At 60.0% G+C, this 14,525-nt stretch carries 10 protein-coding genes and 6 tRNA genes; 2 read left to right on the forward strand and 14 right to left on the reverse strand.

The window, feature by feature from the left end:
• Window positions 1–383: 383 nt before the first annotated feature.
• The 3 genes from DWV48_RS06325 to DWV48_RS06335 form a co-directional block, all read right to left on the reverse strand.
• A tRNA-Cys gene (locus tag DWV48_RS06325) sits at window positions 384–457 on the reverse strand.
• A 43-nt stretch (window positions 458–500) separates the two neighbouring features.
• Window positions 501–576, reverse strand: a tRNA-Gly gene (locus DWV48_RS06330).
• Window positions 577–579: 3 nt separating this feature from the next.
• A tRNA-Val gene (locus DWV48_RS06335) sits at window positions 580–654 on the reverse strand.
• A 344-nt stretch (window positions 655–998) separates the two neighbouring features.
• On the opposite strand from DWV48_RS06335, the gene DWV48_RS06340 reads away from it, so the two are divergent.
• Window positions 999–1,074: transfer RNA gene (locus DWV48_RS06340), tRNA-Gly, on the forward strand.
• A gap of 42 nt (window positions 1,075–1,116) precedes the next feature.
• Window positions 1,117–1,190: transfer RNA gene (locus DWV48_RS06345), tRNA-Cys, on the forward strand.
• A gap of 133 nt (window positions 1,191–1,323) precedes the next feature.
• Here the strand turns inward: DWV48_RS06345 and DWV48_RS06350 are convergent.
• From DWV48_RS06350 to DWV48_RS06400, 11 genes are all read right to left on the reverse strand, one after another.
• On the reverse strand, window positions 1,324–2,052 hold the full coding sequence (locus DWV48_RS06350) for an anti-sigma factor antagonist (RefSeq protein ID WP_118653980.1): 729 nt from the start codon (window positions 2,050–2,052) through the stop codon (window positions 1,324–1,326).
• Between the two features lie 52 nt (window positions 2,053–2,104).
• Window positions 2,105–4,411, reverse strand: coding sequence for a SpoIIE family protein phosphatase (locus tag DWV48_RS06355; protein ID WP_118653981.1), 2,307 nt, complete (start codon window positions 4,409–4,411; stop codon window positions 2,105–2,107).
• A 120-nt stretch (window positions 4,412–4,531) separates the two neighbouring features.
• Window positions 4,532–4,621 (reverse strand) — tRNA-Leu (locus DWV48_RS06360).
• Between the two features lie 208 nt (window positions 4,622–4,829).
• Window positions 4,830–6,569, reverse strand: coding sequence for an ABC transporter substrate-binding protein (locus DWV48_RS06365; protein ID WP_118653982.1), 1,740 nt, complete (start codon window positions 6,567–6,569; stop codon window positions 4,830–4,832).
• Window positions 6,570–6,824: 255 nt separating this feature from the next.
• Window positions 6,825–7,847: an ABC transporter ATP-binding protein gene (locus DWV48_RS06370; protein ID WP_118653983.1), complete on the reverse strand. Its 1,023-nt coding sequence runs from the start codon at window positions 7,845–7,847 to the stop codon at window positions 6,825–6,827.
• Complete coding sequence (locus DWV48_RS06375; protein WP_118653984.1) at window positions 7,848–8,981, reverse strand: ABC transporter ATP-binding protein; 1,134 nt, start codon at window positions 8,979–8,981, stop codon at window positions 7,848–7,850.
• A 4-nt stretch (window positions 8,982–8,985) separates the two neighbouring features.
• The gene (locus DWV48_RS06380) at window positions 8,986–9,927 is read right to left on the reverse strand and encodes an ABC transporter permease (RefSeq protein ID WP_118653985.1); all 942 of its coding nucleotides are present in this window, start codon (window positions 9,925–9,927) and stop codon (window positions 8,986–8,988) included.
• 24 nt (window positions 9,928–9,951) lie between these two features.
• Window positions 9,952–10,986: an ABC transporter permease gene (locus DWV48_RS06385; RefSeq protein WP_118653986.1), complete on the reverse strand. Its 1,035-nt coding sequence runs from the start codon at window positions 10,984–10,986 to the stop codon at window positions 9,952–9,954.
• A gap of 218 nt (window positions 10,987–11,204) precedes the next feature.
• Window positions 11,205–12,884 (reverse strand): ABC transporter substrate-binding protein, encoded by a 1,680-nt coding sequence (locus DWV48_RS06390; RefSeq protein WP_118653987.1) that lies wholly within the window; start codon window positions 12,882–12,884, stop codon window positions 11,205–11,207.
• A 405-nt stretch (window positions 12,885–13,289) separates the two neighbouring features.
• On the reverse strand, window positions 13,290–13,544 hold the full coding sequence (gene secG, locus DWV48_RS06395; protein WP_118653988.1) for a preprotein translocase subunit SecG: 255 nt from the start codon (window positions 13,542–13,544) through the stop codon (window positions 13,290–13,292).
• Between the two features lie 171 nt (window positions 13,545–13,715).
• Window positions 13,716–14,342: an HAD family phosphatase gene (locus DWV48_RS06400; RefSeq protein WP_118654020.1), complete on the reverse strand. Its 627-nt coding sequence runs from the start codon at window positions 14,340–14,342 to the stop codon at window positions 13,716–13,718.
• Window positions 14,343–14,525: the final 183 nt, after the last annotated feature.

Below are 14,525 nucleotides of genomic sequence, written 5' to 3' on the forward strand. Positions count from 1 at the left end.
CGGGGTCGAGGCTCATCATTGCCTTTCACAAGTATGATACGGCATTTTGTCATCAATATCTGGTGACATCCGTAAACGGAATCACTATATGTTGTGTTTTAGCAGGTCAACAGCAATGTGCTTTTTTTACCTCTCATTCACAGTTGCAAAAATCGCACGCTTAGTAGAAGAGGGCTCACCCTCCCCCACCTGCATTGATGCCAAAATGCGCGCGGGAGCCGCAACCGAGGTGTCCACAAGTTCTCCGCCAGTCGCCGACAAGTGGAACAAGAGACCCTCACCATAACCGCAGGAAGCCTATATGTTGTGATTGAGCGTATGAACTTGCAATTAGACTCATGCTGAAAAAAGGGCACCTCGTTGGATGCCCTTCTTAAACCATATGGAGGCGAAGCCCGGATTCGAACCGGGGGTAAAGGCTTTGCAGGCCTCTGCCTTACCACTTGGCCACTTCGCCTTATATGCAAAGGGCCGATTGAAATCGGCCCTGGCGCATATAATGGAGCGGACAACGGGGCTCGAACCCGCGACCCCAACCTTGGCAAGGTTGTGCTCTACCAACTGAGCCATGTCCGCTTATGGTGGGCGATACAAGATTTGAACTTGTGACCCCTACCGTGTCAAGGTAGTGCTCTCCCCCTGAGCTAATCGCCCAACTCAGGTGCGCATCAGCGCGGGGATTAATATAGCCCAGATACGAGCGTTCGGTCAACAACTTTTTCCATCTTTTTTAAAATTGTTTGAAACAGCAGTCTAATCTCGGGTTTTACGCAGATTACCGCGCACCGATCTCGAGGAGGATGCCTGCGACTCACGCAAGCCAACGAGCCCTGCGGCAAGAACTCGTCGCCGCGGCACCGGTGCGGACTTGTCGCGGCGTGCCCGTGAGGACAGGCGGTCGCTGTCTGGACGACCCCAAGGATCACCCCAGCAGCGTAAACAATCATGAAAAATGACTTGCACATTATCGTCTGATTGCGTATAGTACTTTCTCGCAAGCGGACATGGCTCAGTTGGTAGAGCACAACCTTGCCAAGGTTGGGGTCGCGGGTTCGAGCCCCGTTGTCCGCTCCATCGTTTGTAAAGAGCCGATTGAAGAATCGGCTCTATTCATTCGGCGGCTTGGCCAAGTGGTAAGGCAGAGGCCTGCAAAGCCTTTACCCCCGGTTCGAATCCGGGAGCCGCCTCCATATGATTTGATTGAGGGCATCCTTTGGGGTGCCCTTTTCCGTACCAGACCATGCTCGTCAAGAGGGGTCATTGCCCAGGCGCCAAAACAAAACCAGTGGCAACGAATGCGATCCCCGCCCCGCCGCAGGAGCATCAAGCGATCATCTTGATAAGGCGCACCTGCGTGCCAGGCGCGTCGACGCGACGGCGCACGTCGACGCTATCGACCAACATGCGCATGAGTCGGATGCCGCGACCGCGCTCTCGACTCTCTGGAGGTTCCTCGCCGTCCGCGATCTCGAATCCGCACCCGCAATCACGCACCTCGATCACCACGCGGTCGGTGTAGGCGATCACCGTCATGGTGCTCCCCTTGCCGCCGCAGGCATGATCGTAGGCATTCGACAGCGCTTCGCCCGCCGCCAAAGCGGTGTCGAAGCAGTCATCGCGCGACAGCGGCAGGCCACCCAGCAACTCAGCGATGCGGTGCCGGTACATGCCCAGGTTCTCGACGCCGGGTCGAATGGCGAGCGTTTTGCTCCACAGGGGCGGCGCATCGGGCGCAAGCACCGGAATAGGCGGCTTTTCTGCGGCCGAAACATGCAGGGCGTCCAGCAGGCGGGCGATCTGGAGAAAGCGAACCACCTGGGGAGAGGTGTTCACCAGCGAGAGCAGCCCTTCGCGATCGAATAGCGTCCGCGCGCGCACGAGCAGGAACGCCAGCCCCGTCGAGTCGATGAAACTCACATTCTGGCAGTTCACCAGAATGCGCCGTACCCCGTTTTCGATGAGGGCATCGACCTGCTCACGCAGGCGCGGTACCGAAGCGATATCGATATCGCCCGCCGGGGCGATTACGGCTATGTCATTCCACTCGTTCATGTTGCTATGGTTCCCCGTTCACCGTCCACCGATACCCTCGCACGCAAACGCATCAGACGCCGCGCCGGTCGAACCTCAACGCCACGAGGGCGATATCGTCATCGAGTGCCGAACCCGTAAATGCATCGAGCTCATCCAGAACCTGTGCGCACAGGCCTTCAACGCCCTCAGCAGCGGCACGAAGCAGCACCTCACGCAAACGAGCCTCGCCAAAGAACTCGCCTGCAGCATCGCGGGCCTCGATGGCACCGTCGGTGTACATAAAGAGAATGTCCCCGGGGTTAAACGAGAAGGTACCGTTCTCGTACACCATACTCGAGAAGGCGCCCACCACACCCGACTGGACGCTCAGCAACTCCGCCTCCACGCCATCGGCCTCGTTGGCCTTCACGAGCATGGTGGGGGGATGGCCGGCCGAACAATACGTCGCGCGCCCATGGCGCAGATCGAGCTTTGCGATGAACATGGTCACGAAGGTCTCCACGCGCGAGAAACTCATGAGCATGCGGTTGAGCGACCGCGCCATACGCGCCGGGCTCGCCCCCTCCCAGGCATATGCGGTGAGTGCCGTCTTGACGAGCGCGGACATCGACGCAGCCTCCACGCCCTTTCCCGACACATCGCCCAAAATCATCACGGCGCGATCGTCGGGCAGGCGGATGAGGGTGTAGAAGTCGCCCCCCACGAGCGCTTGGCGCGTGGCGGAAGAATACAGCGAATCCGAGGTGATGCCCGGAACAACCCCAAGGTCGTTGCGCATGCCAGCCTGCAAGGTCTGGGCAATGCGACGCTCGCTCTTCTGCTGCACGGCCCCGTCCATGATGAGCTCGAAGTCATGCGCGAGATGCGTCAGGTAATCGAACTCCATATCGTCCACGGGTTCTTGGGAATCATCACGTAGCAACAAGAATCGACGGGGCGGGAGGACGGCGGCGAACGGGCCGTCGTCTTCGACAAATGCGCCCTCGTCTTGCTCGCGACCCATATCCACGAAAACGCCCTGGCACGGAAGGCCGTGACGCTCAAGCCACTCACCGACCCAGGTGATGCGGTCCACACGCGCCAAGCGAATCTGCTTGGGAGGCTCGGGCGCCGCGAGGGCACCCGCCTCGTCACCAAGCAGGTCGGCCGATGCGGGAGCGCCCACTCGGGCAGCGGGAGTCGTCACCGAGAAAAACATTTCCTCAACGTCGCAGGGAAGGTCCATGCGGCTTCCGCCATCAAAGTCAATCACGTAGGCACCGCGCTCCACATCATGTAACACGGGCAAAAGGTGGCAAGACAACTGCTCAGTGACTTCGCTTGTCATCTCGGTCCATGCCGCAATGGGGTCCTTTCCGTTCGCGTACAAAAGCTCGCGAATTCGACTAAGCGAGCGCGTGAGGGACGAGGTGCGCGCGGCACGCAGACTGCTCACCACCCCCATCAACTCAATGGACAGATAATCGCATATGACCTCGAGAACACGGACGTCGTAGATGCGCGGATTGCACGGGCGCGTCCAGCCGAGCTCAACAACGCCCAAAACCTGCGTTCCAAAGTACACGGGGACCGCAATCATGGTCTTGAATGGAGGCATGTCCTGCAGGCGCACGTTGTGCCGCACACGGGCATCGAGGTCATAAAAGGCGCCGGGTGCCGTAGGGTCTGCGGGATCGACGGGCACCAGCGACAGTCGGCAGGCTCGTTGCTCGCGTAGGACGTGGGTGGGCACACCCGCGCCATAGGGAATGAAATCGGGTACATACCTGGCCGCAATGCCTCGGCTCACACCGCGCAGCTTGAAGCCGCCACCCTCGGCAAAGTAGATGGTCGTTCCCGCCGCATCGAGCGTGTCGGCCATGCGGTTGAGCACCGTGTCCAGCAACGTCGACATATCGCTGGAGCCCACCGTGGACATGATGACCGACAGCGTGCCCGAGAGGCGTTTATTGGCGGCTTGGAGCTCAGAAAGCAGGCGCTGCGTCTTGCGATCGTGGGCGTACTGCTCCTCGAGGCTGCGGATGGCGACCACATATCGATGCGCATGGCAGTCGCCCTTCTCCGTCTCGATGAGCTCAAGCGCACGTACGCGTACGGGGATGAAGGAGCCGTCGGGCAATTTGAGCATCAGCGTGTTCTCTTCGCCATCGGACGAAAAAGGCATCTTGTGACCGGCGGCTCGCTCAAATCCCGAACTGTAGAGCAGGTCTTTGATGTCGGCGCCGACGACTTGGGAGCGGCTCATCTTCTGGAGGACGAGAAACTGGCGGTTGACATGGCGTACCGCGCCGTCGGCATCACAGATAGCGACGGCGTCACTCGTCACCTCGACCAAACGGGCGACGTCGCTCAATTCCTCGTTGTGCATATGTTCCATGCGCCACCTCCGCCGTACCAACATAACGCGGACGCGCGAGGGGGCTGCCGGCGAATCGCACGGCCGCGTGCGATATATAGCAAAAACGCGAACCCAAACCGGGCTCGCGTTTCACATGCGTGGTGTCGGAGGCGGGACTTGAACCCGCATGACCGAAATGTGGTCACTAGCACCTCAAGCTAGCGCGTCTGCCAATTCCGCCACTCCGACGTTTGCTTTCGCGTTACCGCGTCTGCAACGAGGAAGATAGTACCCCGAGTCCCATCATTCGCGCAAGCCCCTTTTTCAAAAAAGTTTTGCGAAAGGGCCTGCAGAAGACTTCCTTGCAAGAAGTACCTGCAAAGATCCCTCTGAACGCAGGTGAGAGGCGGGGCCTGGCAGTAAGAAAGATCCGCCCTTCCCCGCTGGGGATTTAGGGCTAGACGAGCTCTACGGAACCAAGATCGACGAGCCCGTTCGGCAAGACATTCGCCATCTGCACGCGATCAGATGCGACCTTGGCATACGCCGGATGCACCAGGGGGATCATCGGCATCGCCTCGGACGCAAGGACAAGGGCCTCCCTTGCGCGCTCGGTACGCTCCGTCGCGTCGCGCTGCTCGGCCATGGTGGTGAGGGCGGCGGTGAGCGCATCATCTTCGTATCCCGCCCATGAGCCTCGCTCAGACGTGGTGCCAAGCAACTGGGACACCACCGTGTCGATTGTGGCAGCCGCCGGGTCGAACGTGACGAGGCAGCACGCACAATCGCCCTTATCAAGGCTTTCGGCGAGGTCTTCCGCTGCCAGCGCAGCGGTCTTCACCGTCAGCCCCAAGTCGGACAAATCGCTCGCGATTTGGTCGGCGATGCGCCCCTGCACGCCCCCCTCGCGATACGTTAGGGTGAAATCGAGATTCAGCGGCTCCGCCGTCATCTCTGGAGCGTCTTTTGACTCTTCGGCAGAACCCATGGTCTGCTGGGCCTCGTCCTCCCGCTCCTGCGCGCTCAGCCCCTCTATGAGCTCCAGAGCCCGGTCAGCATCAAACGCGCACGCCTCCCACGACACCGCCTCGCCCACGCATGGGGCAACCGGGCTCATGGCGGAAGCGGCGCTGTAATTGAGCACCTTCTTGCAAAGGGCTTCGCGGTCGATACCGCAGGAAATCGCACGGCGAAAGACGGCGTTGTCGAACGGGGCCACACGCGTGTTGCACACCATGTACGTCAACCCGGCTTCAGGCCCCTGAACGAACCGCTCGCCCGGTTTCATGATCCCCACGCTCGACGAAATGCCGCGCGCATCTTCGGCATCCTTCAACTGGTCAACGGGCACATCGCAGATATCGAGGACACCCGCCTGGAAATGGTTGTATGCGGCAACGGTGTCGTCATGAATGGCGAGTAGGACGCCATCCACCAAGCTCGCACCATATGCGCACTCGTCAAAGCGCGTGAGCCGAATGTCGCCCTTTCCCTTCCACGGGCGGTCTAACATGAACGGTCCATTGCCCATGGGCTGTTCCGAAAACATAACGGGATTGTCCTCCGCACTCGCGGGAACAGGACCGAGAGCTGGATGCGAGACAATCGAGGCGAAGGCTGCATGCGGCTCGGTAAGCGACACGGTAAGCGTGAGGTCGTCAGGACAGCGCAAACCGACCAATTCCGAGGCCCGGCCGCCAGACAGGGCATCATACCCATCGATGGCGGAAAGCAAGGATCCCCAGCGGCTACGAGGGCCCTCGCCACCATTCTCCTTGTGTGTCCGATCCTCATCCGTATCGTCGGACATCGGCTTGACCAAACGCTCCCACGCCCGCTTGAAGCAAGAGGCCGTGACGGATTCACCATTGTGGAACGTCGCACCTTCGACAAGGCTGAAGGTGAACGTGCGCGCGTCATCGGAAGCGGTAATGCTGCGGGCTGCAGCGGGTGTCGCCACGCCGTCCACAATGCGCGTGAGGGGGCAAAAAAGCGCATGAAGCACCTGGAGGCCAAACCGATCGGAGACGAGCAGGGGGTCGATTGCCGAGGGCTTGCCGATACGACACGTCACCCATGAGGGCGGGACGTCATCACTTGAGCCCGCATCGCCACCCTCAACCTGGCTGCACCCGCTTAGTCCAAGCCCCATCACACCGCATGCCGCAGCGCCTAGGAATGCACGCCTGTCGATCATCTCGGCCCCTTCCCGGATCTATTGCACAGATGCACTTTCATCCCACCACTCTAAAGCAAAACCCGCGCAACCCCAACCGAGCAGTGACCATCCCAGCAAAGTCCCCTCATGCATGAGACTTTTCTCGTCCACGCTCGCGACTAAGTACGGACAGCCCTCGCGTTTCACATCCAAGCGTACATTCCGCAGAAAGCCCGCCAAAGGCGGGCTTTCGAGGACGTTTGATCGGTTGGCGTCATGAGGGCTGAGGGGCCCTTACAGGTCGATGTACGACTCCTTGATGGGGAACGGCGTCGCATAATGACAAGCACAGAAGTGGCCCGCGCCGATTTCACGGAACTCGGGCACTTCCTCGGCACATCTGCCCTGCGCGATCGGGCAACGCGTGTGGAAACGGCAACCGCTCGGCGGGTCGATCGGACTCGGCGGATCACCGGCAAGAATGATGCGCTTGCGGCTCTTCTGCACGTCCGGATCGGGGACCGGCACGGCGGAGAGCAGCGACTGCGTATACGGATGGTTCGGTTCGGCGTACAGACTCTTCCAGTCGGACAGCTCGACCATCTTACCGAGGTACATGACGGCGACGCGATCGGAAATGTGCTGAACGACGGAAAGGTCGTGGGCAATGAACAGATAGGCGGTACCGTACTGCTGCTGAAGGTCCTTCAGCAAGTTCAGAACCTGGGCCTGAATGGAGACGTCGAGCGCGGAAACGGGCTCGTCACAGATGATCAGCTTCGGACGCAGAATGAACGAGCGGGCGATACCGACGCGCTGACGCTGGCCACCAGAGAACTCATGCGGATATCGGTTAATGTGCTCGGGATTGAGGCCAACGACGTCGAGCAGCTCGCGAACGCGATCCATGCGCTCCTCGGGCGTACCGATGCCATGGATGACCATGGGCTCGGAAACAATCTCGCCGATCGTCATACGCGGATTGAGCGATGCATACGGATCCTGGAAGATGAACTGCATGTCGCGGCGCATATCCTTGAGCTCGGCCTTGTTCATCTTGGAGATATCTTTGCCCTCAAAGTACACCTTGCCGGACGTCGGCGGGTCGAGGTGCATGATGGCGCGGCCGGTGGTGGACTTACCGCAACCGGATTCGCCCACTAGACCGAAGGTCTCGCCAGCGCGGATCTCGAACGAGACGTCATTCACCGCAGAGACGACCTTCTTGGAGAACCTACCGCCCAGGAAACCGGAGCCGGTGGGGAACTCCTTCGTGAGGTGCTCAACCTTGAGCAGCGGAGTATTGTTGTCTGCCATTTAGGCCTCGCCTCCCTTCGAAGCTGCGACATCCACGTTATCGGGAATCGCGGTCGGCATGGTCCCGCGGGAGCGGGAGGTGTCGGGTGCGAACTTCTTCACGAAGGCATCATCATCGGCGTAATGACACTCGGAGTAATGGCCGTTGTCCATGACGAACTTCTTGGGGCGTTCCTTGTGGCAGAGCTCCGTGGCATACGGGCAACGAGGCGCGAACGCGCAACCCTGCGGCAGGTTGACGAGCGACGGTGGATTGCCGTGAATTGGCGTAAGCGGCTTCTTCTCGTCGGTAGCCTGCTCGGGAATGGAGCGAATGAGGCCCCAGGTGTAGGGGTGGCGGCTCTCGTAAAAGATCTCGTCGGCAGTGCCGAACTCCACGGGGTGACCTGCGTACATGACCATGATCTTGTCGGCCATGTCGGCGACGACGCCCAGGTCGTGGGTGATCATGATGATGGCGTTACCGTTCTTCTCCTGCATCTCCTGCATAAGTTCGATAATCTGCGCCTGGATGGTCACATCGAGGGCCGTAGTGGGCTCGTCGGCAATCAGGATGTCGGGATCGCAGGCGAGAGCCATGGCGATCATGACGCGCTGGCGCATGCCGCCGGAGAACTGGTGCGGATACTCGTTCACGCGCTTCTCGGGCTCAGGGATGCCCACGAGGTCGAGCAGCTCAGTGGCGCGCTTGAGCGCCTCCTGCTTGGAGTAGCCGCGGTGCAGACGAAGGCCCTCCCCCACCTGACGACCGATCTTGTAAACCGGGTTGAGCGAGGTCATGGGGTCCTGGAAGATCATCGCAATGTCATTGCCGCGGACGTGCTGCATCTCCTCCTCAGACATATTGAGGAGGTCGCGACCGCGATAGGTCACGGAACCGCCCTCGATCTTACCGGGAGGCATGGAGATGAGGCCCATGATGGTCATGGCGGTCACGGACTTGCCGGAGCCGGATTCGCCCACCACGCCGAGCGTCTCGCCGCGATCGAGCGTGTAGCTCACGCCGTCAACGGCATGCACGACGCCGTCCTCGGTGTGGAAGTACATCTTCAGGTCGTCGACCTCGAGCAGATGCTGGCCCTCGGGGATCGGCTGCGTCTTGAGGTCCACGAAAGTATCGTTGTTCTTAGCCATGGTTTTACGCGTCCTTCATCTTCACGTCGAGAGCGTCACGCAGGCCGTCGCCGAGCAGCGTGAACGCGAGCACGGTGGTCAGGATGGCGATGCCGGGCATGATCATAAGCCACGGCTCGGTCTGCAGGTACTTCTGACCCTCCTGGATGAGGGTGCCCCACGACGGATCGGGCGGGACGACGCCGAGACCCAAGAAGGACAGGGCGGACTCGGTCAGGATGGCGCCACCGATGTTCATAGTGGCATAGACCACGATAGAAGCAACGGAGTTGGGGAAGATATGGCGGGCGATGATGCGCGCGTCGGAAGCGCCCATGGATCGGGCGGCATCCACGTAGTCGCTCTCCTTGACGGAGAGGATGGCGGAGCGGAACACGCGGGCGATCGAGGGCCAGCCAAGGATGCCGATGGCGATAAACACGTTCTGAATACCATTGCCGATGACCGCGATCATAGCGATGACGAACAGCGTGTAGGGGAACGCCAGGAAGATGTCGGCCAGACGCATGATGATGGTATCCCAGATGCCGCCGTAGTATGCGGCGAGTGCGCCCATGACCAGTCCGATGGCAGTGGAGATGCCCGTGGCGACGATACCGACGGTCAGCGAGATGCGCGCGCCGTAGATGACGCGGGAGAGCACATCGCGGCCAAGGGTGTCGGTGCCAAAAGGATGCTGGAGGGACGGTGCAAGGCGGGAGTTCATAACCATGGTGGCCGTGTCGGATGCGTTCGGATCGCCGAGCACACTCGGAACCCACAGGTCCGCGGTGACCGCGATGACGACGACGATGAGGATCCACACGATGGCGAACATCGCGAGCCTGTTCTTCCTCAGGCGCTTGAAGGCGTCACCCCACAGGGTGCGCGTGGGTTTGTCGGAGCCATTGGCAACGACATGGGCCTCGGCCGCGGCGGCGCGAACCTGCTCGCCCATTGTATTCATTGGGTACTGCACGTCTCTTGCCTCCTACTTATCGCTCTTGTTACCAAGGCGGATACGCGGATCGAGGAACGCGTAGCTCACGTCGACGATCAGGTTGATGATCATGACCACGATGACGATGACCGTGACGGCGCCCATGACGATGGGCCAGTCGCGGCGAGTGATAGCGGTGTACGTCATCTGGCCGATACCGGGCCAGTTGAAGACTGTCTCGGTCAGGATGGCACCGGCGAGCATCGCACCGAAGTCCATGCCCACATAGGTAACGACCGGGATCAGGGCGTTCTTGAGCGCGTGGTGGAAGATGATCGAGCGCTTGGAGAGGCCCTTGGCCTTGGCAGTGCGGATGTAGTCCTGGTTCATGACCTCGATCAGCTGCGAACGCATGATACGGGCCGTGTAGGCGGTGGATACCGCAGCCAACGTGATGGCGGGAAGGATGTAGTACATCCAGCCGGGGAACATCGGGCGCGGACCGGGGACGCCCGAGACGGGCAACGCAACGGCACCGCCGGTAGCGTCTTTAAGCCAGATGCCAAATATCAACTGGAGGAGCAGACCGAGCCAGAACGCGGGCATCGCCACGAGCATCGAGGTGGTGAGGGTCACGAGGATGTCCCAGAAGGAGTACCGCTTAATAGCCGAGATGATACCGGCGCCAATGCCCACAATTGCCTCGATGACGATGGCGACAACGGCGATCTGCACCGTGTAGGGATAGGCATCGAGAATCATGGTCGACACGTCGATGCCACGCTGGTAGGAACGGCCAAGGTCACCATGGAGCAGGCCGCTCAGATAAGTGAAGTAACGATCCCACATGGGGGTTTCGATGGTGTCACCGTTCTCGTCGAAAACGATGTCGCCGTTCTCGTCCGTCACGATTAAGCCGTGAGCGGCGCGGATGTTCATCTCGGTAACCGGGTCGAGCTTCTTCTCGCCGGCGATCAGCTTGATGGGATCGCCGGGCACGACATTCTGCATGATGAACAGAATGAGCGTGACGCCGAGGAAGACCGGGATGAACTGCAGGATTCGCTTGAGGATGTACCTGAGCACAGCGATACCCTCCCTAGTCTCTTGGACACTACACTTTGCTGCAGTATGTCGCAGCGTAAATTGCAATTATACGTCACCCGCTAAGGAATACTGCGGGGATTATGCGTAGATATACACGATCGATTCCGCACTTTGCAGCATTACCCGCCAAACAAAGGCAGGACACCGCTTGCGCGATGTCCTGCTGTTCATGCGCTATCGGGTTTTGATCCCGGTCGCTAGGCGATCTCAGCCGTCTCGAAGTGTGGGATGGTCTGAGCGTCGTAGTTGAAGTTCTTCATGCGCTCAGAGGCGACGTAGTTGTGAGCGTAGAACATGATCGGAATAACCGGCATATCCTCACCGATGAGAGCGCAGACCTTGCGGCAAGCTGCCTTACGCTCCTCCTCGTCCTGGATCTGACGGGCCTCTTCCATCATCTTGTCGACCTCAGGGTTGGAGTACTTCTCGTAGTTGTTGTCGGCACCCGTGTAGAAGTTCGGATACAGGAAGTTGTCCATGGTCGGATAGTCGGCAGTCCAACCAAGGCGGCCAAGGGAGAACTCGTCCTTGGAGAGGTTGTCGAGGTAGGTAGCCCACTCGACGGCGTCCTGCTTGACAGTGAAGCCAACGGCCTCAAGGTCGAGCTGGATGGTGGACATGAGATCCTCGTGACCACCGTCACCGTTGTAGTTCAGCGTAACCTCAAGACCGCGCTTGCCATCGGCGTCTGCGGTGTAGCCAGCGTCCTCGAGAATCTGCTTGGCCTGATCGGGATCGTACTTGCAGTACTGCCAGACATTCTCCTCCGAGTCGTCAATGGCGGTCGGCATGATGGAGGTGGCGGGTGTGCGGGAACCCTCGTACAGGGTGTCCACGATGTTCTGACGGTTGATGGCCAGGGAGAGGGCGCGGCGGACGTTCACGTCGGCGAGCACCGGATCCTGGGAGCACGGAATCATGAAGTAGGTGGAGAGCTCGACGCCCAACAGGCACTGCTTGCCCGGGGTGGAGGTGTAGCCGTCCTCGGACTTGCCGTACTTGTCCACATTGTCCTTGATCTGGCCCGTCGGGATCTGAGCGAAGTCGATGGTGCCGGCCTTGAACTCGTTGTAAGCGGTGTCCGGGTCCTTCTGGATGGAGCAGTACACGCCGTCGATCTTGGGGGCCTCGCCGTGATACTCGTCGAACTTCACGAGGTTGATGTACTGGTTGTGCTTCCAGGGCTCGTCCATCTTGAAGGGGCCGTTGCCGATCGGCTGCTCGAGGAAGGACTTCGGATCGTCCACGGCGGCCTGGGGAACCGGCACAAGGCCAGGGTGGCAGCACACGGCCGGGAAGTCGGCCATCGGAGCGGAAAGGGTGACCTCGAAGGTGAGCTCGTCCACGACCTTGAGACCGGTGAACTCATCGGTGTCGCCGGCGTTGAACTCGGCGTAACCCGCGACCGGGGCGAGGTGGTAGCAGATGTCGGACGGGGTCTCCATCTTGGGGGAGGCAACGCGCTTCCAGCCGCGGACGAAGGACTCGGCGTCGACGGCGTCACCGTTGTGGAACTTCATGCCCTCCTTGAGCTTGAAGGTGTAGACCAGACCATCCTCGGAGACGGTCGGGGCCTCGGCGGCACACACGGGCACAGCGGAGTTGGTGTCCCAGTCCCAGGTCATGAGGCCATCGAACATGGCGCGCGCGATAGCGGTGCCCTGATTCTCCTGAGCGTTGTACGGGTCGATGTAGGCGGGCTCGGAGAGATAGAAGCCCATCACGTTGTCGCCGGCGGGAGCCGCGGTGGTGCCGCTGCCCTCAGTGCCGCCACCGCCGCCGCAACCGGCGAGAGCAGCAAGGGCACCCGTGGCGAGGGCGCCGCCCACAAACGTACGACGACCCATCACGGGCTGGGTAAATTTGGTATCAGCCATGCCATCCTCCTTATAATGCAGGTTCACGGAACGCGGAGCCGGATATGCACCCCTTTGGTGCGACCGGAGGTGCGAACACGTATCGCATCCCGCTTGCTCTTCGCGAGACCGTTAGGCTGATCGGTCACGCGCGATGGTCAATACATTAGCGCACTTTTGCATAATGGAGTATGAGGTTTCTGGTAATCGGCGCACATTTTCTTTAGTTTGGCGAAGCATTTGCATGATAAACCGTACTTTAGTGCATAAAAGAACGATCAAATGGATATCTTTCGCCAACGTATTGTTTCAAGTGTGTAACACTTGATGCAGACATGCATAGGCTCCCGATCGCCCCATGACAAAGCCCGTCCGGATTCACTCCGAACGGGCCGATGCACGCAATGTGGTTGGTGGGCGTTTGGCCTACAGACCGACGATGCCCTGTGGGAAGAAGAACATGGCGAGCACGACGCAGGCGGCGAAGACGCAGGCCACAATCACGGTGAGCTTGTCGAGATTCTTCTCCATGACACCCGTGGCGGTGCTGGCGTTGTACAGAGAGCTGGCGATCATATCGGAGACGCCGGTGCCCTTGCCGGAATGCATGAGGACGAGCGCGATGAGCAGAAGCGTGGACAGCGCCCACACGCCAAAGAGGATGATCTGGAACGGACCCACGAGGACTCCTTCTAAGCTGAATTCACGTACAGCGGGTAATGGTACCACACTCCCCCTGTTCTTCCACGAAACTACAAATGGAGAGTAGGCGAGCGGACCTCGTGCGGGCCTTGTGAGGCCCTCGCAACCAAAAGCCCCCGGCCCTTTTGGTTGGCCACGCTTTCTCGCTGCCTATAAGGCGCACGCCAGCGCTTCGGCGATATTACCCCCACGGTAGGCGTTCGTTGCCGCACGCTCTGCTTCTTCGGTGGCGTTGAAGGCAATCGAAGTGCCTACCAGCTCGAACAGCGGGATGTCGGAACGGCTGTCGCCAATAGCCATGCAGGACGCAAGAGCTACGCCGCGCTTTTCACAGAGTTCACGCGCGTATGAGCACTTTCCCTCGCCCTCAAGCGCATGCGCCACGCCGCCCGTGTATACGCCATTCTCGACTTCCAGCTCCGAACCAACATAACCATCAAACCGAAAGCGCTTGCAGAAGTACTCCCCCACAATGCCCCAAGCAAGTGAAGCAATATGGGCCTCACCGCCAGCCGCATGAATCGCATCGACAGCTTGAGTGATGCCGTCCACAAGTGGCATGTCCTCGAGCATATCGAATAGCTCGCTGGCAGAGCGTCCCACATATCCCGCAGCGTCTATCCGGCAGACGTCGTCGTTTGTAATCTCGCCTCGCGCGCAAGCTGCCTCCGCCTCTTCCATGGTGTGCCCATGGCCGAGCAGATTTGCGAGATAGGCACCCGAGGTCACTCCCCTTGTAAGCGTCCCGTCGATGTCGAAGAAGACTATCCGATCCATGGAACCTCCCGGTTGGCCCAGATGCCAAGGCGTGCATACACACCCCGCGCCAACGAGCATCATGGTGTTTCCGTCCTTTTTCAAGCAGTATCATAGCGGCAAGAAAGACATCAAGAGGGGAGCACGCATGGCGGACTATCACCTTGTTATCTGAGAAGCGCACGGTGAAGACGCAGAGGCGCT

It is taken from the genome of Collinsella sp. AF08-23 (assembly GCF_003479805.1).
Lineage (GTDB): Bacteria > Actinomycetota > Coriobacteriia > Coriobacteriales > Coriobacteriaceae > Collinsella.